The organism is Borrelia venezuelensis (assembly GCF_023035835.1).
GTDB lineage: Bacteria > Spirochaetota > Spirochaetia > Borreliales > Borreliaceae > Borrelia > Borrelia turicatae.
Map to the genome: position 1 here is coordinate 480,764 of NZ_CP073220.1, position 24,607 is coordinate 505,370.

The 24,607-nt window shown below is 30.9% G+C and carries 31 protein-coding genes, 4 tRNA genes and 1 other RNA gene; 34 read left to right on the plus strand and 2 right to left on the minus strand.

The window, feature by feature from the left end; genetic code table 11:
- Positions 1 to 51 precede the first annotated feature (51 nt).
- The 4 genes from bvRMA01_RS02300 to bvRMA01_RS02315 all read left to right on the plus strand — a co-directional run bounded on the left by bvRMA01_RS02300 (position 52) and on the right by bvRMA01_RS02315 (position 3,179).
- Positions 52 to 1,569 (plus strand): fibronectin type III domain-containing protein, encoded by a 1,518-nt coding sequence (locus tag bvRMA01_RS02300; RefSeq protein ID WP_247031899.1) that lies wholly within the window; start codon positions 52 to 54, stop codon positions 1,567 to 1,569.
- Positions 1,562 to 2,869 (plus strand): tetratricopeptide repeat protein, encoded by a 1,308-nt coding sequence (locus bvRMA01_RS02305; RefSeq protein WP_247031901.1) that lies wholly within the window; start codon positions 1,562 to 1,564, stop codon positions 2,867 to 2,869. Before bvRMA01_RS02300 ends, bvRMA01_RS02305 begins: the two co-directional genes overlap by 8 nt.
- 68 nt (positions 2,870 to 2,937) lie before the next feature.
- Positions 2,938 to 3,027, plus strand: a tRNA-Ser gene (locus tag bvRMA01_RS02310).
- Positions 3,028 to 3,093: 66 nt separating this feature from the next.
- Positions 3,094 to 3,179 (plus strand) — tRNA-Ser (locus bvRMA01_RS02315).
- Between the two features lie 31 nt (positions 3,180 to 3,210).
- On the opposite strand, the gene bvRMA01_RS02320 is transcribed toward bvRMA01_RS02315, so the two are convergent.
- On the minus strand, positions 3,211 to 3,909 hold the full coding sequence (locus bvRMA01_RS02320) for a DUF3298 domain-containing protein (RefSeq protein ID WP_247031903.1): 699 nt from the start codon (positions 3,907 to 3,909) through the stop codon (positions 3,211 to 3,213).
- 127 nt (positions 3,910 to 4,036) lie between these two features.
- Between bvRMA01_RS02320 and bvRMA01_RS02325 the strand changes: the two genes are divergently transcribed.
- From bvRMA01_RS02325 to bvRMA01_RS02405, 17 genes are all read left to right on the plus strand, one after another.
- Positions 4,037 to 4,110: transfer RNA gene (locus tag bvRMA01_RS02325), tRNA-Arg, on the plus strand.
- Positions 4,111 to 4,126: 16 nt separating this feature from the next.
- Positions 4,127 to 4,213, plus strand: a tRNA-Ser gene (locus bvRMA01_RS02330).
- 2 nt (positions 4,214 to 4,215) lie between these two features.
- Positions 4,216 to 4,313: signal recognition particle sRNA small type (gene ffs / locus bvRMA01_RS02335), an RNA gene on the plus strand.
- A gap of 163 nt (positions 4,314 to 4,476) precedes the next feature.
- Positions 4,477 to 6,123, plus strand: a complete 1,647-nt coding sequence (gene dnaX, locus bvRMA01_RS02340; RefSeq protein ID WP_247031905.1) for a DNA polymerase III subunit gamma/tau — start codon at positions 4,477 to 4,479, stop codon at positions 6,121 to 6,123.
- A gap of 6 nt (positions 6,124 to 6,129) precedes the next feature.
- Positions 6,130 to 6,429, plus strand: coding sequence for a YbaB/EbfC family nucleoid-associated protein (locus tag bvRMA01_RS02345; protein ID WP_011772408.1), 300 nt, complete (start codon positions 6,130 to 6,132; stop codon positions 6,427 to 6,429).
- A 3-nt stretch (positions 6,430 to 6,432) separates the two neighbouring features.
- The gene (gene recR / locus bvRMA01_RS02350) at positions 6,433 to 7,017 is read left to right on the plus strand and encodes a recombination mediator RecR (protein ID WP_011772409.1); all 585 of its coding nucleotides are present in this window, start codon (positions 6,433 to 6,435) and stop codon (positions 7,015 to 7,017) included.
- A 322-nt stretch (positions 7,018 to 7,339) separates the two neighbouring features.
- Entirely contained in the window at positions 7,340 to 7,849 is a 510-nt protein-coding gene (locus bvRMA01_RS02355) for a nucleoside-diphosphate kinase (protein ID WP_011772410.1), read from the plus strand.
- Positions 7,824 to 8,675, plus strand: coding sequence for a DNA adenine methylase (locus bvRMA01_RS02360; RefSeq protein ID WP_011772411.1), 852 nt, complete (start codon positions 7,824 to 7,826; stop codon positions 8,673 to 8,675). The genes bvRMA01_RS02355 and bvRMA01_RS02360 overlap by 26 nt, the downstream gene beginning before the upstream one ends.
- A gap of 237 nt (positions 8,676 to 8,912) precedes the next feature.
- A complete protein-coding gene (locus bvRMA01_RS02365; protein WP_247031907.1) occupies positions 8,913 to 9,449 on the plus strand; it encodes a hypothetical protein in 537 nt (178 codons plus the stop codon).
- Positions 9,446 to 10,144 carry an LptA/OstA family protein gene (locus bvRMA01_RS02370; RefSeq protein ID WP_247031909.1) on the plus strand — a complete coding sequence of 233 codons (699 nt, stop codon included), beginning with the start codon at positions 9,446 to 9,448 and terminating at the stop codon, positions 10,142 to 10,144. The genes bvRMA01_RS02365 and bvRMA01_RS02370 overlap by 4 nt, the downstream gene beginning before the upstream one ends.
- Positions 10,122 to 10,913: an LPS export ABC transporter ATP-binding protein gene (lptB, locus tag bvRMA01_RS02375; RefSeq protein WP_247031911.1), complete on the plus strand. Its 792-nt coding sequence runs from the start codon at positions 10,122 to 10,124 to the stop codon at positions 10,911 to 10,913. Before bvRMA01_RS02370 ends, lptB begins: the two co-directional genes overlap by 23 nt.
- Entirely contained in the window at positions 10,910 to 11,599 is a 690-nt protein-coding gene (gene pgeF / locus bvRMA01_RS02380) for a peptidoglycan editing factor PgeF (protein ID WP_247031913.1), read from the plus strand. The genes lptB and pgeF overlap by 4 nt, the downstream gene beginning before the upstream one ends.
- Before the next feature lies 1 nt (position 11,600).
- The gene (locus bvRMA01_RS02385; RefSeq protein WP_247032405.1) at positions 11,601 to 12,347 is read left to right on the plus strand and encodes a Nif3-like dinuclear metal center hexameric protein; all 747 of its coding nucleotides are present in this window, start codon (positions 11,601 to 11,603) and stop codon (positions 12,345 to 12,347) included.
- Between the two features lie 9 nt (positions 12,348 to 12,356).
- Positions 12,357 to 12,869, plus strand: a complete 513-nt coding sequence (lspA, locus tag bvRMA01_RS02390; RefSeq protein ID WP_011772417.1) for a signal peptidase II — start codon at positions 12,357 to 12,359, stop codon at positions 12,867 to 12,869.
- A gap of 238 nt (positions 12,870 to 13,107) precedes the next feature.
- Positions 13,108 to 13,926 carry a TIGR00282 family metallophosphoesterase gene (locus tag bvRMA01_RS02395; RefSeq protein WP_011772419.1) on the plus strand — a complete coding sequence of 273 codons (819 nt, stop codon included), beginning with the start codon at positions 13,108 to 13,110 and terminating at the stop codon, positions 13,924 to 13,926.
- A gap of 66 nt (positions 13,927 to 13,992) precedes the next feature.
- On the plus strand, positions 13,993 to 15,273 hold the full coding sequence (gene murA / locus bvRMA01_RS02400) for a UDP-N-acetylglucosamine 1-carboxyvinyltransferase (RefSeq protein WP_247031915.1): 1,281 nt from the start codon (positions 13,993 to 13,995) through the stop codon (positions 15,271 to 15,273).
- A gap of 261 nt (positions 15,274 to 15,534) precedes the next feature.
- Complete coding sequence (locus tag bvRMA01_RS02405) at positions 15,535 to 16,881, plus strand: MATE family efflux transporter (protein WP_247031917.1); 1,347 nt, start codon at positions 15,535 to 15,537, stop codon at positions 16,879 to 16,881.
- A 134-nt stretch (positions 16,882 to 17,015) separates the two neighbouring features.
- Here bvRMA01_RS02405 and bvRMA01_RS02410 read toward each other — a convergent pair whose 3' ends face one another.
- Positions 17,016 to 17,390, minus strand: coding sequence for a hypothetical protein (locus bvRMA01_RS02410; protein WP_433996712.1), 375 nt, complete (start codon positions 17,388 to 17,390; stop codon positions 17,016 to 17,018).
- 411 nt (positions 17,391 to 17,801) lie between these two features.
- Between bvRMA01_RS02410 and tuf the strand changes: the two genes are divergently transcribed.
- The 13 genes from tuf to rplN are packed head-to-tail and all read left to right on the plus strand — an operon-like array spanning position 17,802 to position 24,598.
- Positions 17,802 to 18,986, plus strand: coding sequence for an elongation factor Tu (gene tuf / locus bvRMA01_RS02415; RefSeq protein ID WP_011772423.1), 1,185 nt, complete (start codon positions 17,802 to 17,804; stop codon positions 18,984 to 18,986).
- Between the two features lie 46 nt (positions 18,987 to 19,032).
- Positions 19,033 to 19,344 carry a 30S ribosomal protein S10 gene (gene rpsJ / locus bvRMA01_RS02420; RefSeq protein ID WP_011772424.1) on the plus strand — a complete coding sequence of 104 codons (312 nt, stop codon included), beginning with the start codon at positions 19,033 to 19,035 and terminating at the stop codon, positions 19,342 to 19,344.
- Positions 19,345 to 19,379: 35 nt separating this feature from the next.
- Positions 19,380 to 20,009 (plus strand): 50S ribosomal protein L3, encoded by a 630-nt coding sequence (gene rplC, locus bvRMA01_RS02425; protein WP_247031922.1) that lies wholly within the window; start codon positions 19,380 to 19,382, stop codon positions 20,007 to 20,009.
- 1 nt (position 20,010) lies between these two features.
- Positions 20,011 to 20,640, plus strand: a complete 630-nt coding sequence (gene rplD / locus bvRMA01_RS02430) for a 50S ribosomal protein L4 (protein ID WP_041178484.1) — start codon at positions 20,011 to 20,013, stop codon at positions 20,638 to 20,640.
- Between the two features lie 21 nt (positions 20,641 to 20,661).
- On the plus strand, positions 20,662 to 20,958 hold the full coding sequence (gene rplW, locus bvRMA01_RS02435; protein ID WP_011772427.1) for a 50S ribosomal protein L23: 297 nt from the start codon (positions 20,662 to 20,664) through the stop codon (positions 20,956 to 20,958).
- Positions 20,959 to 20,975: 17 nt separating this feature from the next.
- Positions 20,976 to 21,809: a 50S ribosomal protein L2 gene (gene rplB, locus bvRMA01_RS02440; protein ID WP_247031924.1), complete on the plus strand. Its 834-nt coding sequence runs from the start codon at positions 20,976 to 20,978 to the stop codon at positions 21,807 to 21,809.
- Between the two features lie 9 nt (positions 21,810 to 21,818).
- Positions 21,819 to 22,097 (plus strand): 30S ribosomal protein S19, encoded by a 279-nt coding sequence (gene rpsS, locus bvRMA01_RS02445; protein WP_011772429.1) that lies wholly within the window; start codon positions 21,819 to 21,821, stop codon positions 22,095 to 22,097.
- Positions 22,098 to 22,102: 5 nt separating this feature from the next.
- Entirely contained in the window at positions 22,103 to 22,465 is a 363-nt protein-coding gene (gene rplV / locus bvRMA01_RS02450; RefSeq protein ID WP_247031926.1) for a 50S ribosomal protein L22, read from the plus strand.
- Between the two features lie 3 nt (positions 22,466 to 22,468).
- Positions 22,469 to 23,299: a 30S ribosomal protein S3 gene (gene rpsC, locus bvRMA01_RS02455; RefSeq protein WP_247031928.1), complete on the plus strand. Its 831-nt coding sequence runs from the start codon at positions 22,469 to 22,471 to the stop codon at positions 23,297 to 23,299.
- Positions 23,300 to 23,318: 19 nt separating this feature from the next.
- Entirely contained in the window at positions 23,319 to 23,735 is a 417-nt protein-coding gene (gene rplP / locus bvRMA01_RS02460; RefSeq protein ID WP_011772432.1) for a 50S ribosomal protein L16, read from the plus strand.
- A gap of 3 nt (positions 23,736 to 23,738) precedes the next feature.
- Complete coding sequence (gene rpmC / locus bvRMA01_RS02465; protein WP_247031930.1) at positions 23,739 to 23,939, plus strand: 50S ribosomal protein L29; 201 nt, start codon at positions 23,739 to 23,741, stop codon at positions 23,937 to 23,939.
- A gap of 5 nt (positions 23,940 to 23,944) precedes the next feature.
- Entirely contained in the window at positions 23,945 to 24,199 is a 255-nt protein-coding gene (rpsQ, locus tag bvRMA01_RS02470; RefSeq protein ID WP_011772434.1) for a 30S ribosomal protein S17, read from the plus strand.
- 30 nt (positions 24,200 to 24,229) lie between these two features.
- Positions 24,230 to 24,598 carry a 50S ribosomal protein L14 gene (rplN, locus tag bvRMA01_RS02475; RefSeq protein WP_011772435.1) on the plus strand — a complete coding sequence of 123 codons (369 nt, stop codon included), beginning with the start codon at positions 24,230 to 24,232 and terminating at the stop codon, positions 24,596 to 24,598.
- Positions 24,599 to 24,607 lie beyond the last annotated feature (9 nt).

Below are 24,607 nucleotides of genomic sequence, written 5' to 3' on the forward strand. Positions count from 1 at the left end.
GGTTATTGTATATTTTTGATTTTTTTACGTTGAAAAAGATAAAGGTCTATAATGAGATTAATTTTTATATTTGCGCTATTTTGTTTGTGTCTTTATAGTGTTTTTTCTCAGGAACTTAAATTGATTCTTGATGCTAAAGATGGATTTAAATTTATTCAGGAAGCTCATAACATTAGCTTTACGAGAGGTGATAGAGGTGTCCTTGGAATTTATTTGGATAGGCATAAGGGGTTTTTAGATTTTAATAATGTTGATTTTAGATTAGAAATAGAAAAGGATAGTATTGTTAAGGATGCTGCTTTAAACTATTCTGTTGATTCAAATAATGCAAAAATTTCAAATTCTTTTCATAATATTGCAGGCAATTCTTTAATTTTTTATTCAAGTCGAAATACCATTAAGCTTAAACCATTAACAAAAAAGGCTTTTTTCTGTTCAGGTAATGTAATTTCTGATTTTACTATTCAGTTTTGGGCATACCGTTCTACTTCTGTTACTGGAGAAGTTATTGTAAGTTGGAACGGGTATAAAAATATTAAAGGTGTTTGGCTAGATCAAGCTATTCGGTTAGAGAGTGAAGGCGGAACTTTCGTTTGGAATTTTAATAATGTGTTTTTAAATGATAATGGAGAACCTATTAAGATTAAGCTTAGGAGTGATGATGATTTTATTCCAAAAGAGTGGCATTTACATACTGTAAGGTATAGGCAAAAAGATGGGTTACTGGAATATTTAATAGATTCTAAACCGCAGGCCATAGAGTATGTTACTGCTGATAAGAGAGAAGGTTTTGGTTATTTGTTAAATATTGGTAATTTTATTGATTTTACATTGGGACAATATTTTACAGGGGCTATTGAGAATTTTGAAATTCATAAAAGTTTTGAAGAAGTACATAATGCTTTCTTTTCAAGAGATAAGGGATATATTATTACAGAACCAATCAAGCTATCTAAAGATTATTCTCAAATTTTATCTGTAGAATTTGATACTGTGAAGCCAAAAGATACAGATATTTTTTATTATTATAGATTGGATAATAAGATGTTTTATGGAACAGATAAGAATGGAAAAATAAAAAGGAATTTAACAGGAGATTGGATTCATTTTGATCCTAAAAATGGATTTCCTAAATTTGATGTATCAAAATATATTCAAATTAAGGTCGAACTTTATCCAAGCGGTGATCCTGTAGACAGTCCATCTCTTTATAGCATGATTCTTACTTACATACCTGAGGCCGCACCTTTTCCTCCTCTAATAACAAAAGCTGTCCCAGGAGCTGGTGAGATATTGATTGAATGGTTCCCCGTTATTAGTAGTAATGTTGGTGGCTATTATATTTATATTGGCGTTAGTCCTGGTAATTATCATGATAAAGCTGGAAATATTTTGACATCTCCTATTGATGTTGGTAATCAGACTTCTTTTAGAATTACAGGTCTTGAGAATGGAAGGCTTTATTATATTAGTGTTGCTTCTTATAATTTAGACAAGAGTGTTAATGAGGCGTCTTTTTCGAAAGAAATTTCCGTGAGACCTATGGAGTTTTTTAAGCAGTATGAATAGTATTGATTTTGAAAAAGCCTTAGAGCTTTATAAGAATGGTGATCTTAAGAACGCGCTTTTAAATCTGGATGTTTTTGATGATAGTTTTGATTCTCTAGCTCTTAAATCTCTTATTTATTTTAGACTTAAGGATTATAAGGCACTCCTATATGTATTAGATACTTATCCTGTTTTAAGTGAGTATCGTTTTTTAATTAAACTCTTACATTATGGTAAGTTTGAGGATCAGAAAAGTGAATTGAGTTATTTCCAAAATTATAATCTTGGTGTTTTTTATTTTGGATTGAAAGATTATGCAAAGTCTTTGAGTTATTTTTTAAAATCTAGCCAGCAACATCCTAGCTTGATTCAGGCTATTAATAATGCTGCTATTTTGCTTGAGATACTGGGCAGAAAAGATGAAGCTACCCAAATGCTTATTAAAGCTGTTGATGTGGATAAGAATAATGCTCTTGTTAAATTGAATGTTTGGTTTTTAAAAAATAATTGTATATTTAATAGTGCTAAACCATTTGAGATAGATGAGAGCTTTAAAGAGGCTAATCTTTCTCTTGTTGTTAATTATTTGATGTATTATTTTTATTCTATTGGAGAGATAAGTAGTGCGATTAAACTTTCTGAGAGGTTTTTAACAGATTCAAATTATTCTAAATATATTTGGCATAATAGAGCAACTATTTTGCATAAAATAGGTAATATGACGCAAGCCACTAAATCTTATGTAAAAGCTATTTTAAATTTTCCTAATATCTATACAATATATAATATGCATATTGCTACAATAGAGCTTTTGAATTTTTCTCCTAAAAGATCTATTGATAGAATGTTGTTAGATTATCCTAATATGGATTCAGTGTGTTTTTACGCGTTTTTGTTTTTTTTAAGAAATCGTGAACTTGAAGATGCTTATTTTTATATAAAAAAGCTTTGTGAAATTAAACCAGATACTTATTCTAAATTTTTAAATCTACTTGAATCCAGAGAAGATATTTTGATTGAAGAACTCCTAGATGAATTTGCAATGGTTTTGAAGGGAAGGTGGACGTTGGAATATTTGTTCTTTATTGACAATTCTTTGAATTTAAAAGATCCTGTTTTTGTTTTTGATTATGATACTAGACTTTGTCCATATATTTGGAAAATTAAGGATGAACATATTGAACTTAGAGCTAATAACAATGAGGTAGAAATTACTAAGAAGATTTTTTCAGATGAACTTATGCAAGTTAAATTGGATGTTGCAATTAAAGAGATTAGGGATTTAATCGAAGCTTATAGGGATTTTAAGATCAATTGTTAAGATTTAAAGTTGTTTTTTTTGTTGACAATGTAATGACTCTAATATACTATTTATTAGTATGGCTGCAAGGAGAGATGCCAGAGTGGCCGAATGGGGCTTCCTGCTAAGAAGTTGTCCTTTTAAAAAGGGGACCATGGGTTCGAATCCCATTCTCTCCGTAAGAGTTTTTGTTAAGGGTTATCTTGACAAAGATTTCTTTAGTTTATTAGTATGATAATACCTTGGGAGAGGTGGCAGAGTGGTTTAATGCTACGGTCTTGAAAACCGTCGTAGGTTTAGCCTACCGTGAGTTCGAATCTCACCCTCTCCGTTGCTTATTTTATTATGAGAACATTTAACAATCAGTTTTCGGTATTATTATCGATTGGAAAAATAAATTCAATTTTTCCATCTACTCGTGGTCGTATTGTGAGTGCGTCATAAAAGATTACCACATTATTGTTTTTAAAGTAATATTTATATTGTTTGAAAGCTTTTTCAAATTCTTCTTCAAATTTAGATTTATTATTAGAATACATATCAGAATATATACCAAATTTTTTAAAATCTGTCTCTACCTGTGTCCTTAGTACTTGCATCAAAGAGTCTAATTGATCTTTTGAAATTATATCTGAGAGTTTTATTTTTTCTTTTCCTCTTAGATTAATTGGATGATATGTTGTAATTCCATTTGCATCATACTTGTCTATTGTGTATTGACTGTATAGAATTGATGTTATTTTAAGGTCTGGGCTTTTAAATATTTCAAAGTCAGAATAATAAAAAGATTCATAGTTATAGTTTTTTGATTTTTTTGTTTTAAGAGATTCGATTTTATTAGTTTTCCATTCTTTTATAAGCTTTTCAAAGCCAAGTTCTAGACCTTCTGTAATGGGAGTTTGGGCGTCTATGTGAAAAATATTATTATCTTCATCAGTTATGGTTTCTTTGATAATTTTTTTTTCAATATTAATTTCAGTATTTTCTATTTTTTGTGTATGTTTTGTGCATGATATTATTAGTAAAAATGTTGCTATTATGGTTGGAAGTTTAATTGTCATTTATTGCTCCTTTTTAGAGATGAATTAATGTTTTAATTTTGAATAATATTTTTGATTATTTATTATAAATTTGATTTTATTGTAATAAATAATAATTTTTATTACAATTGAGATTAAATGTTTGTTTGTGCCCATAGCTCAGCTGGATAGAGCATTAGATTGCGGTTCTGAAGGTCAGAGGTTCAAATCCTCTTGGGCACGGAAAGTTATTGGTTTTGGAGAGATGGCCGAGCGGCTTAAGGCGCACGCTTGGAAAGCGTGTATACATGAAAATGTATCATGGGTTCGAATCCCATTTTCTCCGATTCCTAGGATCCGCACTATTGAGTGTTGCCTAATCCCGTCAGGACTGGAAGGTAGCAGCGGTAAGTAATTACTCAATGAGTGCGCAAATCTTAGGATAAATTTGTTTTAGTTAAATAGGCAAATATGCTTTTATAAAATTAATACTTGATCATAGGTATTGATATATATATTATCAAATAATAATTTTTATTGTTTGAATGCTTTTGATTTTGTGTAATTTAAGGTTTAAGTAAGATTTTTGTTAGTATATGGGGAGATGGGATGATATCTGCGAGAGGTACTGCCATTAAGAGGCGTCCCAGAGATTTGAATTCTCTTGAGGGGCAAGATTTTGTTGTTGAAACCTTAAAACATTCAATAGAAAATAATAAGATAGCAAATGCTTATATATTTTCAGGACCACGAGGAGTTGGTAAGACTTCTTCCGCAAGGGCTTTTGCACGATGTTTGAACTGTAAAATAGGGCCAACAATTATGCCTTGTGATATGTGTTTCAGTTGTAAATCCATTGATAATGATAATAAGCTTGATATTATTGAGATTGATGGTGCTTCAAATACTTCTGTTCAAGATGTTAAACAAATTAAAGAAGAGATAATGTTTCCTCCTGTTAGTTCTAGATATAGGGTTTATATTATTGATGAAGTGCATATGCTTTCAAATTCTGCTTTCAATGCTCTTTTAAAAACAATTGAAGAACCTCCCAGTTATATTGTTTTTATTTTTGCTACGACAGAGGTACACAAGCTTCCAGATACAATAAAGAGCAGGTGTCAACATTTTAATTTTAGACTTTTGCCTTTGGATAAGGTTTATGAAATGTTAAAACATGTTTGTCTTGAAGATAACATTAAATATGAAGATGAAGCTTTAAGGTGGATTGCTTATAAGAGTGGAGGAAGTGTACGGGATGCTTATACTCTCTTTGATCAGATTGTGTCATTAAGTAATTCCGATATACAATTTGAACGGATCAGATCTAAGATGGGGTTTACTAGTAGTGAGTTTTTAGAAAAATTGGCACTAAGCATTCTTAATGATGATTTAAAAGAATTGCTTTGTATTTTAGATGCTGTTTTTTTAACCGGGATTTCATGTGAGCAATTACTTCTTGATACGATTGAGTTTTTTAGAGAGATATTATTTCTAAAATTAGGTATTAAAAATCTTATGTTTATTGGTATTAAACCTGAGAGTTTAAAAGAAAAATTGTTAAGTTTTGACTTGAAGCATGTTGAGAGAAGTATTAGTGTACTACTTGAAACTTATAGGGATTTGCAGTTTTCAGTGAATCCTAAATATGAACTTGAGATTAATTTTATTAAGATACTTAGACTTAAAGATTACGTGTCCAGTCATGTTTTAATTAAGCAAATTCAAGATATTGAAACTAAGGTGCTTGATGAGGTTAGTTTGAATTTAAATGATACTGATTTCGATACGTATGTAGAACCAAAATTAGGAAATATCTCTTCAGTAGAGCCAGTAGAATTGGGTCTTGATAAAACTGAGACTGCATTAAAGACTGAAGTTAAAGCCTCTACTCATCTTGACCTTAATGGTGATGATATTGATGAAATTTTTATAGAAACAAAAGATAATTTTGATAAGGTGGATGATAATGATAAAATTAAAGAAAGTTTTGTTTATTTAGTATCTAAGTATGTTCAAACTTTAGTATATTCAGGAGAGGTTTTGATTGACAATGATGTGCTTTATTATAAAATTTTTAGTGGATTTGAGTATAATCAGCTGCAAGCCTATCAGAATGAGATAAGAGCTGAATTTTGTAAAGAATTTCCTAGATTAAATGTTGTATTTCAAAAACAGTTTAAGGATGATGATGATGAGTTTGATAGTAAGGTACTAAAAATTAAAAACATTTTTGGAGCAAGTGAGGTAAAGTAATAGGATATGGCAGTAAATCCATTAGATTTTTTAAAGAATATGTCAGGTTTTAAGGATAATATTGATAATTTTAAAAAAGAAATATCTCAAATTGTTGTTTGTGGCAGAGCAGGAAGCGATGTTGTCGTTGTTGAGATGAATGGAGAATTTGTTGTTAAGAAAGTTGTAATTAAGGAAGAATTTTTTAGTGATTTAGATAATGAGGCACTTGAGCATATGATAAAATCGGCTTTTAATGATGCTATTTCTAAGGTTAAGGAAGAGATAAAGTCAAAAACAATGGGTTCTATTCCATTTGGGATTTAAGATTTGATTATACAAGATTTAATTGTTTTACTTTCTAAGTTGCCAGGTATAGGTAGAAAGACAGCAGTACGAATGGTTTATGATATTTTGTATAATGGTGAAGAGTATTCAAGAGCTCTGGGACAAATTTTAATCGGGTTTCATTCTAGTATAAGAAAATGTAAAAATTGTCATAATCTTGCTGAGGGAGAATTTTGTAATATTTGTATGGATTTAAGTAGATGTAAAGATATGATTTGTATTGTGGAGATGCCGCAAGACTTAGAGGTTATTGAGTCTACTAGAGAATATGATGGATTGTATTTTGTGCTTCATGGTCATCTTGATCCTTTAAGAGATATTGGTCCAAATAGGCTAAATCTTGATAAATTAGAAAATTATGTTAGGGAAGTTGGGGCTCAAGAAGTGATTATTGCTACAGAATTCAGTATTGAAGGGGATGTAACTGCAAATTATATTAGTGGCATTTTAAAAAATTTAGGTATTAATGTTACAAGAATAGCATCTGGTCTGCCTGCTGGAGGTAGTATTAGTAATGCAGATAAAATTACTACTCTGAGGGCTTTGCGTTTAAGACTTAAGATGTAAGCTTAGGTATTTATTTTTATAACTTTTAATAAGTGTTTCAATTGATTTTTTTTCTATTATTGAAGTGTTAGTTTTAATTTTCCAGTTTGTAGTTTCAGATATTAAATTTATTTGTAGGTATGTCTTTTTTTAAGCTTAATAACACAGTAAGATACTTTTACATGTTTTTATATCGATGTATTAATTTTTAAAAATTAAATTTTTTAAAAAATTGTTTTTTTCGATATTTTTTTATTTATTTTTTTGAAATTTATGTTTATACACTTAATAAGTTATGTCTTATAATTAACTTGAATTGTATTGAAAACATTGGGAGGTTTTTATGTCTACTTTAATACAAAGAACTTTATGTATTATTAAACCTGATGGCGTTAGGAGGGGGTTAATTGGTAATGTGATTTCTAGATTTGAAAGGACGGGACTGAAAATTGTGGCTGCTAAGATGATTTTAGTTAATAGAGAAATGGCTGAAACACATTATTTATATGATGATATTGCTGTAAGACATGGTGAGTTTGTTTGGCAGTCTTTGATTAATTTTATAATAAGTTCTCCAGTTTTTGTGTTTGTTGTTGAAGGTGTTGAAGCTGTTGAAGTTGTTAGAAAATTTTGTGGCTCTACAGAACCAAAGATGGCTTCTCCTGGGACAATTAGGGGTGATTTTGCTTATCATAGTTTTAACTATGCGAATGAGAAGGAGTTTTCAGTTTATAACGTAATTCATGCTTCTGCTAATGTTGATGATGCTCTTCGTGAAGTATCCCTTTGGTTTAAAGAAAATGAAATTTTAACTTATAAAAGGGACGATGAGTTTGAACATTATTATGGTTAATGTTGATATGAACATTGCAATACGGCCTATCTTGAAATGGGCTGGTGGTAAGAAAAATTTGTTGAGCTCTATTTTAGATAATATTCCTCTTGCTTTTAATAATTATATCGAACCTTTTGTAGGTGGAGGAGCATTGTTTTTTGCTTTGAATGTAAAAAATTCAATTATTAATGATATAAATTCTAATTTGATTAATTTTTATAGGGAAATTGCCTATAATTTAGATGATTTTCTATTAGAAATTGAGAAATATAATAATGCTCCTTTAACTAAGGAGTATTATGTTCATATTAGAAATAGTTTTAATAATGAGAATTTGACTAATTTAGAAAAGGCATGTATTTTTCTTTATTTAAATAAAACTTGTTATAATGGTCTTTATAGGGAAAATGGTAATGGAAAGTTTAATACTCCTTTTGGTAAACATAAGAAAATTAGTCTTTATGAAATTAAAAATTTACAATTGGCTTCTAAGCTTTTACGGGAGGTTAAGGTTTTAAATCTAGATTTTTTTTGTTTACTTGATTTTATAAAAAAGGATGATTTTGTTTATCTTGATCCACCTTATATTCCTTATTCCAAAACAAGTAATTTTACAAGTTATAGTAAGTATGGATTTGATTTTAGAATGCATGAAAAATTATTACAATTTTGTGACAAAATAGACAAGAAAGGGGCTAAATTCTTACTTTCAAATTCGAATACCGCATCTAGTCTTGAACTATATAAAAACTATAATGTTACTTTTGTTGATGCGAAAAGATTTATTAATTCAAATCCAATTAGACGTGGCAGTATAAGAGAAATTTTAGTGAAGAATTTTTAGGAGTATTGCATAATTGTTGTAGTATTCGTGAGTAGTCATAAAGACGAACTGTTTTAAAGAAAAGCAGAAATTTATATGTTGTGATTAGTTTATATTATAGGTTTTTTAGATTTAACTGGTGTGGATAATAATTACTTAAATCTGATTAGTGAGAGTCTTGTTGAGGTTTTGATATTTATTTTTTTCAATTGTAAAGCTTAAAATATATCTTTTTTATGAGCTTGTGTAAGGATTTGTATGATGAGATTTGCTTTGTTTTATTTTTTGTCGATTTTGCTTTTCTTAAATTGTACTTTCGATTACGATGAGCATTCTGGTAGAGCAGGCGCTGCAAAAGAAACCCCTTCAATACAAATATTGGGAATTAGTTATCATAATGTTGTAGGTGGAAAGAAGCAAACTATATTGGAAGCTTTAAGCTTTAATTACTTTAATTATTACAAGATTTATAAAATTGATAATGGAAGATTTTTGTATCATGCTTTGGAAAATCGGATTTCAGGTAGATTTAATAGTTTAGAAGGCTTACATGTTACTAAAGATTTAGATATAAAGGATTCTGTGGAGTTAAAAATAGAAGATGTGAATAACTATTATCTTATTAATACCAATAGGCTTTTATGGAAAGATAATGAAAAAAAACTATTATCCCCTCCAAATGAGTTAGTGTTTATTAGGTTTGATGAGAGTAATATAACTGGAAAGGGTTTTTCATATTTTTTGAAGAATAATAATTTTTATTTTTATTCTGGTATTGAGGGACTTGTAAAATGAGAAGTTTAGTTATCTGTTTGGTTTGTATTTATTTTTTAAGTAGTTATGCACAAGATGAAAAGAGCTTCAATAAGTCTTCTAAATTGAAAACCGAAGGAGATGCACAGAAAAAGAATGAATTTACTTTTAGAGCGGATTTTTCACATGGTATTTTTTCTTCTGTTTATAGGAGAGTTATTTTAAAAGGAAATCCTGAGGTGATTTCCTCTGATTTTAAGCTTAGAGCTGATGAGATTGAAATTTATGGTGAAGGTAGTGCTTATATTGAGGCCCGTGGCAATGTTTATTATGAGGATTATGTAAATAAAATGAATGTTAAGTCACAATTTTTATTTGTTAATAGAAAATTAGATAATTTTTATCTTCAAAAAGGTGTTGAGCTTGAAGATTTGGAAAATGAACTTATTGTTAAAGCCGAACGAATAGAAGGTAGTCGTAAGACAAGTGTTTATATTATGCAGTATTCTGTTAAGATATATAAAGGTGATATTTTTGCACGAGCTGAAAACGGGATTTATAAAAAAGAAGACAAAGAGATTGTTCTTGAAGGTATTCCAGTGATTTATCAAGATGATAATTATTATTCTGCTTCAAGGATAATTTTTAATACAGAAACCAAAAAATATAATCTTGAGGGTGATGTTGAAGGTAAATTTACTCAAGTGGAGGGAGATGTTCCTCAACAAAAAAAGTAGCATAAAGTCAATCAAAGAGAAGCTTAGCCTTGACACTGTTACTAATATTGTTCTTAAGGCAGATAATGTTGTTAAGAGATATGGAAAAAAATTAGCAGTTAATGGTGTGACCATTGATGTTCATCGAGGTGAAGTTGTAGGTTTGCTTGGTCCAAATGGTGCTGGGAAAACTACAACATTTTATACTATTGTAGGTTTTATTAAGGCTAATAGTGGACGTGTTTTGATAAATAGTCATGATATTTCTGGTCTTAACATGTATGAGCGTGCACGGCTAGGAATTGTGTACTTGCCACAAGAACCGTCTATTTTTAGGGAACTTACAGTTGAAGATAATATTTTAATTGCTCTTGAGAGGCGAGAAGATTTATCTCAAACTGAGCGTAAAATGGAACTTGTAAATCTGCTTAAAGACTTTGAAATCAAGAGAATACAACATCAAAAGGCTTATACTCTCTCTGGTGGAGAGAGAAGGCGGACTGAAATAGCTAGGGCTTTAGCAGTGAGTCCATATTTTTTATTGCTTGATGAGCCTTTTGCAGGTATTGATCCTATTGCTATTGGAGATATAAAAGATATAATAAGGATTTTGAAGAGCAAGAATATTGGAGTTTTAATTACCGATCATAATGTGAGAGATGCTTTTGATATAATAGATAGGGCTTATATTATTTATCAAGGTCAGGTGCTTGATGAGGGAAATGTTGATTATATTATAAATAGTGAAAAAGCCAAAAAGCTTTATTTAGGTGAAGAATTTAGATTATGAGAGTAGTAGAGAATGAATTTTATTATGAGTTTGAATTAGATCCTAGCATTAAATTGATCTATACTAAAAAGCCTTTTGATTTAAATATAAGAGATATTAGTATTGATAATTTAAGTTTTATTCCTAAAGATAAAAAAGTCAAATATTTAAAACAGTTACATACGAATGTTGTTTATGAAGTTTCTGATGATTTTGTTAATTTTCAGGAGGGAGATGGACTTGTCTCTTCTTCCTGCAATGTTGCCCTTCTTGCTTACTATGCCGATTGTCTTCCAATATATATATTTGACAAATCAAAAAAATATATCGGACTTGCTCATAGTGGGTATAAGGGTAGTTTTAAGCTCATTATTTTGAAAATGTTATTTATGTTTGAGAGTATGGGTTCAAATTTTGAGGATTTGAAAATTGTATTTGGGCCTTATAATAGGTTGTGTTGTTATGAGGTTTCATCAGAGTTTTTATCAGAAATAAATTTAAAATTTAGTAAAAAGTTATTAGATATGTCTTTTTATAAAAAGGATGATAAAATATATTTTGACAATGCCAATTTTAATTTGGGATTGATTTCTAATTTTAATTTAGATGTTGAGGATTCAGGTTTGTGTACTTATTGTAATTGCAGTCTTTATTCTCATAGAAAATTTAAGGGCAAGAGAAGTTACGCTGCAATTTGGAGAACTTAATTTGACTGTTAAAGAATTATCGTTGAATTTGGATGAAATATTTAAAGTAAAGGATTACAGAAGTATAGACAAGAGTCTTAATGGACTTCAAGTGGGTAATTTAGAACTTGAGGTTAAAAGAGTTGCTTTTGCTGTTGATGCAAGTATGGCAACTTTAAGAGAAGCAAAAGATTATGATTTTTTAATAACTCATCATGGTATTTTTTGGTCAAAATCGGAAAAAATTGTTTCTGGAATATATGAAAAAGTTAAATGGCTTATTGATAATGATTTATCACTTTACTGTGTGCATTTACCTATGGATGCTCATCCTGTTTATTCTCATAGCAGAGTATTGTCTGATTTTTTTGGGTTTTATAATCCTATTCCCTTTGCAAATTATAAGGGGATTAATTTAGGTATTATTTCTATTGCTGGTTTTAATTTTTCTGAGATTTTAAAAAAAATTGAAATTCATAATAAACATATTCTTTATTACAAAAATTTTAAGGAATATGTTGAAAAGGTAGCTATTGTTAGTGGTTCTGGGTATTCTTTTTTTGAGGAGTCATTAGAACATGGTGTTGATTTGTTTATAACAGGGGATACCTCTCATCAGATATATTCTTTAGCTGAAGAGTATGGTGTGAATTTGATATTTGCTGGTCATTATTTTACCGAAACATTTGGCTTAATAAAATTGATGGAATATTTTAGAAATCAGGAAAAGTTAGAGGTTAATTTTATTTTAAAAAATACTAATTTATAAGGATTTCATATGAATATAAATAGAAGCAGATTAATTAACAATTTTATATTTATCTCTATTTTAGTTTTTTTTGATCAGTGGTCTAAGTATTTAGTTGTTAAATATATCAGAATTGGAACTGAGTATTTATCTTTTTTTGGAGATTTTTTTAAAATAATACATGTAAGAAATACTGGTGTTTTATTTTCAATAGGTTCTAATATTGATCCTAGCTTGAAGAATTTATTTTTTCTTATAATTCCTATTATTATTTTGATTTTTGTTTTTTCTTTTGCTTTGAAAGAAACTAATAGAATAGCTAGAATTGCTCTTGTATTGATTTTATCTGGTGGTATTGGGAATATTATCGATAGATTTTTTAGACCGTTAGGGGTTGTAGATTTTTTGGATGTGAAATTTTTCGGTATTTTTGGACTTCAGAGATGGCCAACTTTTAACTTTGCAGACAGTTATGTTGTTATAGGAATAACTTTGTTTATAATTTACGATTTGTTTGCCAAAAATCAAAGTACCAATTTATGAAAATTTTATACTTTATTTTATGTTCATTAATTAATTTGTCTTTAATGTTTTTGGTTTTTTTTCTTGAATTTTTTTGTATTGCTAAACTAAATATTATTGTTTCGTCTGTTTTTCAGTTTGTTTTAGTTTTTTTTATGATTATTATTGCAATTGTGATAAGCTATGTTTTATCAAGTATTATTTTAAAAAATATTATTTCTAAGTTTTTTAATCTGGATAAATAAAGAGAGAGGCTTTCGTGAGTTTGCGGATTTTGATTGCTGGGGAGGTTGTAGGTAAGCCTGGCATTGTTGTGATAAAGAACTTTTTATCTTCTTTTAAACAAAAAAAGGGAATTGATTTTGTGATATCTGGTAATAATTTTACTACAGGGTTTCGCGGTCTGTGTAAGAGACATGCATTTTTGCTAAAAAAGTATGGTGTAGACGTTTTAACTTTAGGAGAAAATGCGTTTGTAAGAGCTGGACTAAGTGATGAACTTGATAAATATAATTTTATTTTAAAACCTTTAAATTGTCCTACTAAATTAAAAGGTTACTCTTATTTTATTTACAGTGTTAGTGGTAGTAAGGTTGCTGTAATTAGACTTGTTGGACAGACGGGAATTACAAAATATAATTTTAATAATCCTTTTTTTGCTTTTGATTATTTTTATGAAAAAATTAAGTTACACACTAATAATATAATTGTGCTTTTTGATTCAAATACTACAGCTGAGGTTAATGCTATGTTTTTTTATCTAAAATCTAGAGTTAGTGCTTGTTTAGGTATTGGTAAGAGAATATTAACAGCAGATCTTAGGATTTTTGATAGTACTGCGGTTATTACTGATCTTGGTAGAGTTGGTAGTCTAAATAGTGTTATTGGATACGAGCCTAAATTTGAGATAGATAAATTCTTAAGAGGTTTTTTGAATAATCGATTTACTGAATCCTGGGATGGACTTGGCTTTAATGGTGTTATAGTTGATATTGATAATGGTAAAGCTGTTAAGGTTGAAATTGTAAGAGAATATATCGATTTTGATGGCTATCTTGAGAATAGTAATGATGTTTAAAGAGATATTTTTGATTTTCTAAAATGTATTTTATGTATACAAGTTTTGTTTAGTGTGGAGGTAATAATGTATAACTATCTTGTAGAGGGTGGTTTTAAAATAGGTGGAAAGATAACAGCTAGTGGAAATAAGAATGCGGCTTTGCCTTGCATTACAGCGACATTACTTACAGATGAGGAAGTTATTTTAGAAAATATTCCAGATATTAAAGATGTAGAAGTTATTTTAAGCATTTTAAAGGATATAGGGGCTGAAGTATTAAGGGAAGGTGATATTCTTAAAATTAAGGCTTTAAATGTTGTGAAGACCGAGATAGATTCTTCCTTGACGGATTTAATTAGGGCCTCAATTTTGTTTTTGGGGCCTATGATTGCTAGATGTGGTAAAATCGACATTGCTCCTCCTGGTGGAGATGTTATTGGTAAGAGACGTCTTGATACTCATTTTTATGGACTTGGCAAGCTTGGTGCTAGGTTGATAGAGGGTGAACGGATTGTTTTGGAAATAGATAAGTTAGTTGGTGCTTATATGTTTTTAGATGAGGCATCAGTTACTGCTACTGAAAATATTATTATGGCTGCTGTTCTTGCTTTTGGTGAGACTGTAATAATTAATGCTGCATGTGAACCGCATGTGCAAGATTTGTGTAACATGTTGAATTCTATGGGTGCTGATATTTCTGGTATTGGTTCTAATGTTCTTAGAATAAAGGGTGTAAAAAAATTAAGTGGTACTAGATTTCGTATAGGTGCTGATTTCATGCAGGTAGGTTCCTTAATTAGTCTTTCTGCATTAACGGGTGGTGAGCTTGAGATTAATAAAGCTGATCCTAAAAATTTTGTTTTAATAAGTCATGTATATTCAAGGCTTGGCATTAATTTTGAGTATGACAATGAAAATATATATGTCAAAGAAAAACAGGATTTGAAGGTGAAATTGGATTTTGGGGGACATGTTCCCAAAATTGATGATGGGCCCTGGCCAGCTTTTCCAACAGATCTTATGAGTATAATGATAGTAACTGCGACTCAAGTTTACGGAACTGTTCTTATTTTTGAGAAAATGTTTGAATCAAGAATGTTTTTTGTAGACAAGCTTATTAAAATGGGTGCTCAGATCGTCCTTTGTGATCCCCATCGTGTGGTGGTCACAGGAAAAACCATTCTTAAAGGAAGTAATGTATCTTCTCCTGATGTTAGGGCTGGCATGTCTTTGCTTATTGCAGCTCTTTGTGCTGAAGGTGAGAGTCGTATTCAAAATGTTTATCAAATTGAAAGAGGATATGAGGATGTTGTTGTCAAGTTAGGTGCTTTAGGAGCAAAGATTACGAGAGTGGAAGAGAGGTGAAAAATTTTATTTTTATTTGATTATAGACAAGATAAAAAAATGTTATTGTTAGTATTATCCAGATTTATGGATTAGTCTATGTGTTTTGCATTGCAAAATACAGTGTTTTATGCATTTGTATATCTTTGGTGTTTATGGAAGAAGAAAGTTTTTTCATAATTTTCTTAATCTGTTTTATTTATTTTTATAAAGTTCAATAAAACATTTTTTTTATAGAATTTGACAATTTATCAGTATAATAAAATCCAAGGTGTGTTCTTTATGTTATTAAGTAGAACTAAAACGAGGGAATTAATATTAGAAGGCAATTTATATCGAGTGCTTTTAGTTATTAGTTTTCCTATCGTGATAACTAATGTTCTTCAGGCTTTTTATGAGCTTGTAGATATGTTTTATGTTGGGAAACTTGGAGTTATGCCACTTGCCGCATTATCTCTTACTGGTCCTATTAATTTCTTTATTATGGTTTTTGCTATGGGAATGGCTATAGGAAGTGTATCATTAATGTCTAGATGTATTGGAGAAGAGACTTTTTCTAAGTTTTCAAAATATGCAGGGCAATTAATTTTTTTAAATTTTGTATTGTCTTTGTTTGTTGCAGTTTTAGTTTTAGTCTTTATAGATTCAATTTTAGATATTATGAATGTAAGTGGTGAACTTAGAGAACTTACAAAATCTTATTTTTATGTCGTAATCTATGCGATACCAGTAATGTTTCTAAGTGTTTCCGTTGTGTACATATTAAATGCTCAAGGAGAGACTGTCATTGCAATGATGCTGATTTTGGTTGCAAATGTTATTAATTTTATTCTTGATCCAATTTTAATGTTTACTTTTGGTTTAGGTATTGCCGGTGCTGCTTGGTCTACTCTTTTTTCAAAATTAATGACAGTTTTTTCTTATTTTTTTTTAACTTATAGACTAAATTGCGGACTTAAAGTGCGTTTAAGAGACATTGCTCCAGATATTATTATAATAAAAAATATTATTAATTTGGGATTGCCGGCAATTTTTGGACAGATGATGGCTTCCCTGTCGTTTTTAATTTTTAATTACATTGTAATTCAAATCAGCTCAAAGTTTTTAGCTGCTTATGGTATGGCTAATAATATTATTTCTTTTTTACTTCTTCCTGGAATGAGTATTGGTACTGGAATTATTGCGATTGTTGGACAAAATCTTGGTGCAAAGAATATTAGCAGGGTAGAAGATATTTTAAAAAAGGGATTTTTTGTTACCTTGATAATAATGATCACAGTTACATCATTTTTAATATCTTTTAAAGAGATTATAATAGAAACTTTTACAAATGATTTGGAAGTTGTTGGTTATGCTAATAGTTATTTTTTATTGGCATCGATTGGAGCTGTTGGATTTGGATTGCAACAAGTTTTTTTTGGAGGATTGATAGGAGCAGGCTTTACAAAGCTTGTTATGATTGTTATCTGTATTCGTCTTTGGATTATTCGTTTGCCAGCTGTGTTTATTTTGCAATATTTTGGATTTATGGAAGATTCGTTGGGATATGCTTTTATAATTTCAAATTATGTGGCTTTGATTATCTTGTTGTGTTTGACTTTTACTAAATATTGGGCGAAGGCACAATAAGATCGATGTTCAAATTCGGATTGGTTCATTTTACGTTCGTTTTATGTTAATCTTATTAGGAATCAAGAGTAGATAAATTGGTTTTGGTAAGTAGAGAAATTATACAAAATTGACCATTAATAGATCTTGATAAATTAATCTTGTTTTAAAAATATATAAAATATGTTTTTTTGTCTCTTATTGGTATTGATTTTTAATTTAAAGGTTTTTTCTTCTCCTGCTTTAAGGCCTTCTTTAATTATATGGCCGGTTTTATTTCCTTTCTTAAAAATTGCTAATGAATTTTGCTTTATAGCTATTTTTTTGTTATTTTTAAGAGTAATGATTAATTCGTTTTTATTGTTAGTATGAAATTTTACGATTTCAATCTTTTTTGTATCTTTTTTTATGCTAATAATATGAGTAATCTCTCTGCTAATTTCTTTTGATTTAACAGAACTGTTTTTTATACATGATGTAGTTATGGATACAATGAATATTGTAAAAATATTTAATAGTCTTTTTTCCAAATTGTGTTGTGACATATTGTTATTTTATTGTAACCTTTTTAATGATAAGCATGAAATGATTGGTAGATTTTAGTATTCATGTCATTTTTTTTCTTAAAATTTAAATTATCTTTATGATTGTCAATTGTTTATTTGTGCAATGTTGCTTATTTTTAATTTTTTTATATTAACATGTTAAATGTATTGACTATATTCTAAATAATATGTAAACTAATGGAGTTATTAAGGATTCTTTTAGAAAAACACGGAAATCGGGTCAATTTCTAAAAAGTTATGTTTTTTGTAAATATAGTAGTTTTACTTAATGTGTAATTATTGTATCTTTTTATAAAGAAACAAAATAAGATTCTTAACAATAAGAGTTTTGAAGAATAGATAAAGATTTAGATTACAAATTTTGGGAGGTGATTCATGGCTAAGGAAGTCTTTCAGAGAACAAAACCGCATATGAATGTGGGCACAATAGGGCATGTTGACCATGGTAAAACAACATTAACCGCTGCTATTAGTATTTATTGTTCAAAGGTAAATAAAGATGCTAAGGCGCTTAAATATGAAGATATTGATAATGCGCCCGAAGAGAAGGCAAGAGGAATAACAATAAATGCCAGACATATTGAGTATGAAACTGCGGGCATGCATTATGCTCACGTTGATTGTCCTGGCCACGCTGACTATATTAAAAATATGATTACAGGTGCAGCTCAGATGGATGCTGCGGTATTGTTGGTTGCTGCTGATAGTGGAGCAGAACCTCAGACAAAAGAGCATTTACTTCTTGCTCAGCGAATGGGGATAAATAAAATAATAGTATTTTTAAATAAACTAGATTTGGCAGATCCTGAGCTTGTTGAACTTGTTGAAGTTGAAGTTTTAGAGCTTGTTGAAAAATATGGATTTCCTGGTGATACACCAATAGTAAAGGGTTCAGCTTTTGGAGCTATGTCAAATCCTGATGATCCTGAAGCTACAAAATGCATAAAGGAACTTCTTGAAACTATGGATAATTATTTTGATCTTCCCCAAAGAGATATTGATAAACCATTTTTGCTTGCTGTTGAAGATGTTTTCTCTATCTCTGGACGTGGTACTGTTGCTACTGGTCGTATTGAGAGAGGTGTTATTAAAGTTGGACAAGAAGTTGAAATCGTTGGAATTAGAGAAACTAGGAAGACAACCGTTACTGGTGTTGAAATGTTTCAAAAGATTCTTGAGCAAGGTCAAGCAGGGGATAATGTTGGTCTTTTGTTAAGAGGTGTTGATAAAAAGGATATTGAGAGAGGTCAGGTTATTGCTGCTATTGGTACAATTACTCCTCATAAGAAGTTTAAGGCTTCTATATATTGTCTAACTAAGGAAGAAGGCGGAAGACATAAACCATTCTTTTCAGGATATAGACCACAGTTTTTCTTTAGAACAACAGATGTTACAGGTATGGTTAGCTTAGAGGGCAAAGAAATGGTTATGCCAGGGGATAATGTTGACATTGTTGTTGAACTTATATCTTCAATAGCTATGGATAAGAATGTTGAATTTGCTGTTAGAGAAGGCGGTAGAACTGTTGCTTCAGGAAGAATTCTTGAAATATTGGAATAGTGTAGGGTTTAGAGGTTTGTATATCTCTAAAGTTTAGGAGAATAAATTGATTACTAAAGATAAGATACGGGTAAGACTTTTTAGTTTTGATGTTAAGATATTAGATCAGAGTGCTGAGTCTATTGTTAGGGCTGTTCAAAAATCTAAGGCACAAATTAAAGGTCCTATTCCTTTGCCGACAAAGATAAAAAAATATACTGTTTTGCGTTCTCCTCATGTTAATAAAAAATCAAGAGAACAGTTTGAAATGAGAACTCATAAGAGGCTTATTGATATTTTAGAGCCTACTTCTGCTTTGATGGACTCTTTAATGAAATTAGAGCTTCCTGCAGGAGTGGAGGTTGATATTAAGCAGTAAATAGATTTTTTAAGTTATGAATTTGAGGTGTTTTAATGTTGGGATTGATTGGAAAAAAAGTTGGCATGACGCAGGTCTTTCAAGGCAATGGAGTTGTGGTGCCTGTTACGGTGATAGAATTTGAGCCCAATTATGTTATAGGAAAAAAAACGGTAGAAAGAGATGGATATGATGCTCTGATAATGGGTTCTGTCGATCTTAGGAGTTCTAAAATTTCAAAGCCTATAAGAGGTCAGTATAAAAACTTAGAGAATGTTGAACCTAAGAGATATGTGATAGAATTTAAGGGTCTTAAAGGTTATGATGCTGGCGATGAAATCGGACTTGATGCTTTTAGGGAGATTAAGTATGTGGATATTACTGGTACTACTAAGGGTAAAGGTTTTCAAGGGGCTATGAAGAGGCATAATTTTAGTGGTGGTCCATCTTCTCATGGTTCTAAGTTTCATAGACATCTTGGTGGTACAGGTCAAGCTACTACACCTGCTAGAACCTTTAAGGGAACTAAAATGGCTGGCAGAATGGGTGGAGAGCAACAAACTATTCAAAATCTTGAAGTTGTTTTTATTGATGAAGAGAAAAGAGCCATTTTGGTAAAAGGAGCTGTGCCAGGGATTAAGGGTTCTTTTGTTATTGTTAAAAAGGCGAAAAAAGTGGGTGTTTAGTATGGAAAGAAAAGTTTTTTCTAAGGATGGACAAGAACTTCGAACTATAAATTTAGAGGAAGGAGTTTTTAATATAGATATTAGTTATGGTTCTATATATAATGCTATTAATAATGAACTAGCCAATCTTAGGGTTGGAACAGCTTCAACTAAAACTAGGTCTGAGGTTAGGGGTAGTTCAAAGAAACCTTGGAAACAAAAGGGTACAGGACGTGCTAGGGTTGGTACTAAGAGAAATCCTGTTTGGGTTGGTGGAGGTGTAGCTTTAGGGCCAAAACCAAGAGACTATAGTTATAAGCTTCCAAAAAAAGTTAAACGGCTTGCTTTTAGATCTGTTCTTAGTCTGTGTGTATCTGTAGAAGATAGATTAAAAATTGTTGAAAATTTTACTATTGAATCAGGAAAGACAAAAGATCTTGCTTTAATAATGAAAAATTTTATAAAGATTAATGGTAAAACAGTAATTTTATTGGGTAATGATGATCAAATGGTTAAAAGAGCAGGAAAAAATATAAGAGATTTAAAGATTTTATCTTTTAATAGACTTAGAGTTGTTGATTTATTTTATGCTAAAAATTTAATAGCACTTGAGTCTGCTATTAATGGACTTAATGAGCTTTATGTTAAATAAAAGGGATAGTAAGGATGAGTTATGAAAGCTTATGATATAATAATTTCGCCTATGCTTACTGAGAAAACTAATATTCAAAGAGAGAATATGAATGTTTATGCTTTTAAGGTTAGGAAGCAAGCAAATAAAAAAGAGATTGGCGCTGCGATTAAAGAGCTTTTTAATGTTACTCCAATATCATGTAATTTGCTTAATGTTAAGAGCAAGGTTAAAATGGTTGTGTCAAGGAAAGGTTATCCTATTGGTAAGGGAAAAACTTCTTCATGGAAAAAGGCGTACGTTTATCTTAAAAAAGAAGATAAGATAGATATTTTTTAGTGGTTTTGGAGAAAAATATGGGTATTAAGACTTATAAGCCAAAAACTTCATCTTTACGTTATAAGACAACTTTATCTTTTGATGAGTTAAGTAAGGGTAATAGTCCTTTGAAGTCTTTAACTAGAGGGAAGGTATCTAGGGCTGGAAGAGATTCTTCTGGAAGAATTAGTGTTAGAAGAAGAGGTGGAGGACATAAAAGACGGTATAGAGAGATTGACTTTGGCAGAAGGGATAAGTTTGGTATACCTGCTCGAGTTGTGTCTATTGAGTATGATCCAAATAGAAGTTCTAATATAGCTTTGCTTGTTTACAGAGATGGGGATAAAAGATATATTATTGCTCCTAAAGGAATTAAAGTCGGTGATATTTTGGAGAGTGGTCCAAATGCTCCAATAAGGATTGGCAATGCTTTGCCACTTGAGGACATTCCTATTGGTAAAGCAGTGCATAACATTGAGCTTAATATTGGAAAAGGTGGACAGCTTGTAAGAGGTGCTGGAGGCTATGCGATGGTGCTTGCTTCTAAGGGAGATTATGTAACAGTTAAGCTTCCATCAGGTGAGATGCGAATGATCTTTAAAAAATGCATAGCGACTCTTGGAGAAGTTGGCAATGAAGATTATATAAATGTTTCTATTGGTAAAGCTGGTAAGAGTAGATGGCTTGGTAAAAGGCCTAAGGTAAGAGGTGTTGCGATGAATCCTATCGACCATCCACATGGAGGTGGGGAGGGTAAAACTTCTGGTGGTCGTCATCCTGTATCTCCTTGGGGACAGCCAACTAAGGGATATAAGACTCGTAAGAAAAATAAGTACTCAGATAAATTTATCATTAAAAGAAGAAATAATTAGGAGTGTGTAGTGGCAAGATCTATTAAAAAAGGACCTTTTATAGAAAAGAGTCTTTATCAAAAAGTTTTAGCCTCTTCTGGCAGAGAGAAAAGGGTGGTAATTAAAACCTATTCTAGAGCCTCAACAATAATTCCTGAGATGGTAAGTCTTACTATATCTGTTTACAATGGGAAGTCTTTTATTCCTGTGTATATTACTGAAGATCTTGTTGGGCATAAGCTTGGGGAATTTTCACCTACAAGAATTTTTAGGGGACATGCTAAATCAGATAAGAAGGGAAGGAAGTAGAGTTTATGTTTGTAAATAGAAGATATACTGCAAGAGGCAAAAATTTGCCATCTTCTCCAAAAAAAGTAAGGCCTATAGCCGATAATATACGAGGTAAGCCTTACAGTGAAGCTGTTGCGATACTTTGTTCTATGCCCAATAAATGTGCTAAACTTTTAGGTAAGGTGGTCAAATCAGCCGCATCGAATGCTATGTATCATAACAGAAAACTTTCTGAAGATATGATTTTTATAAAAACAGTCATGGTAGACGATGGGCGAAGGCGTAGGAGCGTTTGGCCTAGAGCTAGAGGTAGAGCAGATAGGCTTGTTAACAGAAGTTGTCATATTTTTGTTGAAGTTTATGAAAAGATGTATGGTGGAGAATAAGATATGGGTCAAAAAGTACATCCTTACAGTTTAAGAATTAAGATCAATAGGGATTGGAAATCAAAGTGGTATTTTGATAAAAAGTTATATTCTGAGATTCTTCACGAAGATTTCTTAATAAGACGGGAAACTATGAAGTTTCTTAAAGGAATTAGGTTTGATATTTCTGATATAGAGATTATTAGAAATAATCTTCAAAGAGTAACAGTAATAATTTCCACTCCAAGACCTGGTTCTGTTATTGGTGTTAAGGGCGCCAATCTTGAAAAAATTGGACAATTATTAACTAGAAAAATATCTAAAAAAATTAATATTAAAATAAAAGAGATTAAGAAGCCAGAATTTGATGCGCAAATTGTTGCTAATGGAATAGCAAAGCAACTAGAAAATAGAGCTTCTTATAGAAAACTTTTAAAGTCTTCACTTTTATCTTCTATTTCCAAAGGTGTTCAAGGTGTAAAAATTAAAGTTTCAGGCAGGCTTGGTGGGGCTGAGATTGCCAGAAGTTTTGAAGTTAAAGAAGGACGTATTCCTTTACATACTCTTAGAGCTAATATAGATTATGGTTTTGCCGAAGCTCAGACAACTTATGGTGTTATTGGTGTTAAAGTTTGGTTGTTTAAGGGAGAAGTTTTAGGAAAACAGACTAATTCAGATGCTGGTCAGGTAATTAACAAAAAAACTTCGAGAGAAAAGAGTGAGCATTTTGACAAAAATAGAGTAGATGATAAGAGTAAAAAAGTTGTCAATGACGATAAATTTTCTAAAAAAAAATTAGAATTTGGATCTAAATCCAATAGTAGTTTTAAAAAGAAAAATGGTTCTGATGTCTAGAATCTTTAAGGAGCGTTAAATGTTAAGTCCTAGAAAGGTTAAATATAGGAAGAAGCAAAGAGGAAGACTTTCTGGAGAGGCTCAGAAGGGTAACGAGATATCTTTTGGAGAATATGGACTTGTTTCTCTTGAGACATATTTTATTACTGCACGGCAGATTGAAGCAGCTCGTGTTGCTATGACACGTAGAGTTAAGAGGGGAGGTAAAGTTTGGATCAGAATATTTCCAGATGTGCCTTATACTAAAAAGCCAGCTGAAACGAGAATGGGTAAAGGTAAGGGAGGTGTTGATCATTGGAATGCTCCTGTTAAGCTTGGAACCGTTATGTTTGAGATGGCTGGAGTGCCTAGAGAACTTGCTGAGGCAGCTATGATGCTTGCCAGTTCTAAGCTCCCGGTTAAAACTACATTTGTGGTAAGGCGAGATTTGAGGTGAGTTATGTCGAAAAAATTTAGGGATCTTACTCTTGAAGATATGAAAGCTAAGGGATTGGCTTTAAAAAAAGAATATATGGACTTAAGATTTAAGGCTGTGGTTGGTCATGTTGAGAATCCTTTAAAAAAAAGAGAGCTGAGGCGAGATATTGCAAGGCTTAAAACAATAGTTCATGAATATGAAATAGGTATTAGGAAGGTTTAAGTTTTATGGCAAGGGAAAATAAGAAAGAGCTAATTGGAAAGGTTGTTAGTGATAAGATGAGTAAAACAATAGTTGTTGAAATTGTTCAAAGAAAAATGCATCCTATCTATCATAAGTACTTAAAAGTTAGCAGAAGAGTAAAGGCTCATGATGAGAGAGAAGAATCAAAACTTGGAGATAAGGTAAAGATTATTGAATCCAGGCCGATTAGTAAAGAAAAAAGATGGATGCTTGTTGAAGTCTTGGAGAAGTCAAAATAATTTCAGTTATTTTTGTAGAGGAGATTAATTATGGTACAGATGCAGACATATTTAACGGTTGCTGACAATACGGGCGGTAAGATAGCAGAGTGCATAAAAGTTCTTGGTGGAAGTAAAAAACGATCTGCTAGGGTTGGAGACATAATAGTTATTGCTGTGAAGCAAGCAATTCCCAATTCACCTATTAAGAAAGGCGAGGTACATAAAGCCGTAGTTGTTAGGACCTCAAAAGAGATAAGACGGAAGAACGGGACTTATGTTAGATTTGATGATAATGCATGTGTTATACTTGATGCTAACTTGAATCCAAGAGGTAAGAGAGTTTTTGGACCTGTTGCAAGAGAGCTAAGGGATGCTAATTTTATGAAAGTTGTCTCATTGGCTTCAGAGGTGATATAAGGGGCTATT

Excerpts from the sequence above, each read along its gene's own strand:
- lspA (WP_011772417.1), top strand. The coding sequence starts at position 12,357 with ATGAATATAAATAGAAGCAGATTAATTAACAATTTTATATTTATCTCT.
- bvRMA01_RS02300 (WP_247031899.1), top strand. The coding sequence starts at position 52 with ATGAGATTAATTTTTATATTTGCGCTATTTTGTTTGTGTCTTTATAGT.
- rpmC (WP_247031930.1), top strand. The coding sequence starts at position 23,739 with ATGTCGAAAAAATTTAGGGATCTTACTCTTGAAGATATGAAAGCTAAG.
- murA (WP_247031915.1), top strand. The coding sequence starts at position 13,993 with ATGTATAACTATCTTGTAGAGGGTGGTTTTAAAATAGGTGGAAAGATA.
- pgeF (WP_247031913.1), top strand. The coding sequence starts at position 10,910 with ATGAGAGTAGTAGAGAATGAATTTTATTATGAGTTTGAATTAGATCCT.
- rplC (WP_247031922.1), top strand. The coding sequence starts at position 19,380 with ATGTTGGGATTGATTGGAAAAAAAGTTGGCATGACGCAGGTCTTTCAA.
- tuf (WP_011772423.1), top strand. The coding sequence starts at position 17,802 with ATGGCTAAGGAAGTCTTTCAGAGAACAAAACCGCATATGAATGTGGGC.
- rplW (WP_011772427.1), top strand. The coding sequence starts at position 20,662 with ATGAAAGCTTATGATATAATAATTTCGCCTATGCTTACTGAGAAAACT.
- bvRMA01_RS02405 (WP_247031917.1), top strand. The coding sequence starts at position 15,535 with ATGTTATTAAGTAGAACTAAAACGAGGGAATTAATATTAGAAGGCAAT.
- dnaX (WP_247031905.1), top strand. The coding sequence starts at position 4,477 with ATGATATCTGCGAGAGGTACTGCCATTAAGAGGCGTCCCAGAGATTTG.
- rplD (WP_041178484.1), top strand. The coding sequence starts at position 20,011 with ATGGAAAGAAAAGTTTTTTCTAAGGATGGACAAGAACTTCGAACTATA.
- rplP (WP_011772432.1), top strand. The coding sequence starts at position 23,319 with ATGTTAAGTCCTAGAAAGGTTAAATATAGGAAGAAGCAAAGAGGAAGA.
- bvRMA01_RS02360 (WP_011772411.1), top strand. The coding sequence starts at position 7,824 with ATGAGTTTGAACATTATTATGGTTAATGTTGATATGAACATTGCAATA.
- lptB (WP_247031911.1), top strand. The coding sequence starts at position 10,122 with ATGTTCCTCAACAAAAAAAGTAGCATAAAGTCAATCAAAGAGAAGCTT.
- rpsQ (WP_011772434.1), top strand. The coding sequence starts at position 23,945 with ATGGCAAGGGAAAATAAGAAAGAGCTAATTGGAAAGGTTGTTAGTGAT.
- rpsC (WP_247031928.1), top strand. The coding sequence starts at position 22,469 with ATGGGTCAAAAAGTACATCCTTACAGTTTAAGAATTAAGATCAATAGG.
- rplB (WP_247031924.1), top strand. The coding sequence starts at position 20,976 with ATGGGTATTAAGACTTATAAGCCAAAAACTTCATCTTTACGTTATAAG.
- bvRMA01_RS02305 (WP_247031901.1), top strand. The coding sequence starts at position 1,562 with ATGAATAGTATTGATTTTGAAAAAGCCTTAGAGCTTTATAAGAATGGT.
- bvRMA01_RS02320 (WP_247031903.1), bottom strand. The coding sequence starts at position 3,909 with ATGACAATTAAACTTCCAACCATAATAGCAACATTTTTACTAATAATA.
- bvRMA01_RS02365 (WP_247031907.1), top strand. The coding sequence starts at position 8,913 with ATGATGAGATTTGCTTTGTTTTATTTTTTGTCGATTTTGCTTTTCTTA.
- bvRMA01_RS02370 (WP_247031909.1), top strand. The coding sequence starts at position 9,446 with ATGAGAAGTTTAGTTATCTGTTTGGTTTGTATTTATTTTTTAAGTAGT.
- rplN (WP_011772435.1), top strand. The coding sequence starts at position 24,230 with ATGGTACAGATGCAGACATATTTAACGGTTGCTGACAATACGGGCGGT.
- bvRMA01_RS02355 (WP_011772410.1), top strand. The coding sequence starts at position 7,340 with ATGTCTACTTTAATACAAAGAACTTTATGTATTATTAAACCTGATGGC.
- bvRMA01_RS02345 (WP_011772408.1), top strand. The coding sequence starts at position 6,130 with ATGGCAGTAAATCCATTAGATTTTTTAAAGAATATGTCAGGTTTTAAG.
- rplV (WP_247031926.1), top strand. The coding sequence starts at position 22,103 with ATGTTTGTAAATAGAAGATATACTGCAAGAGGCAAAAATTTGCCATCT.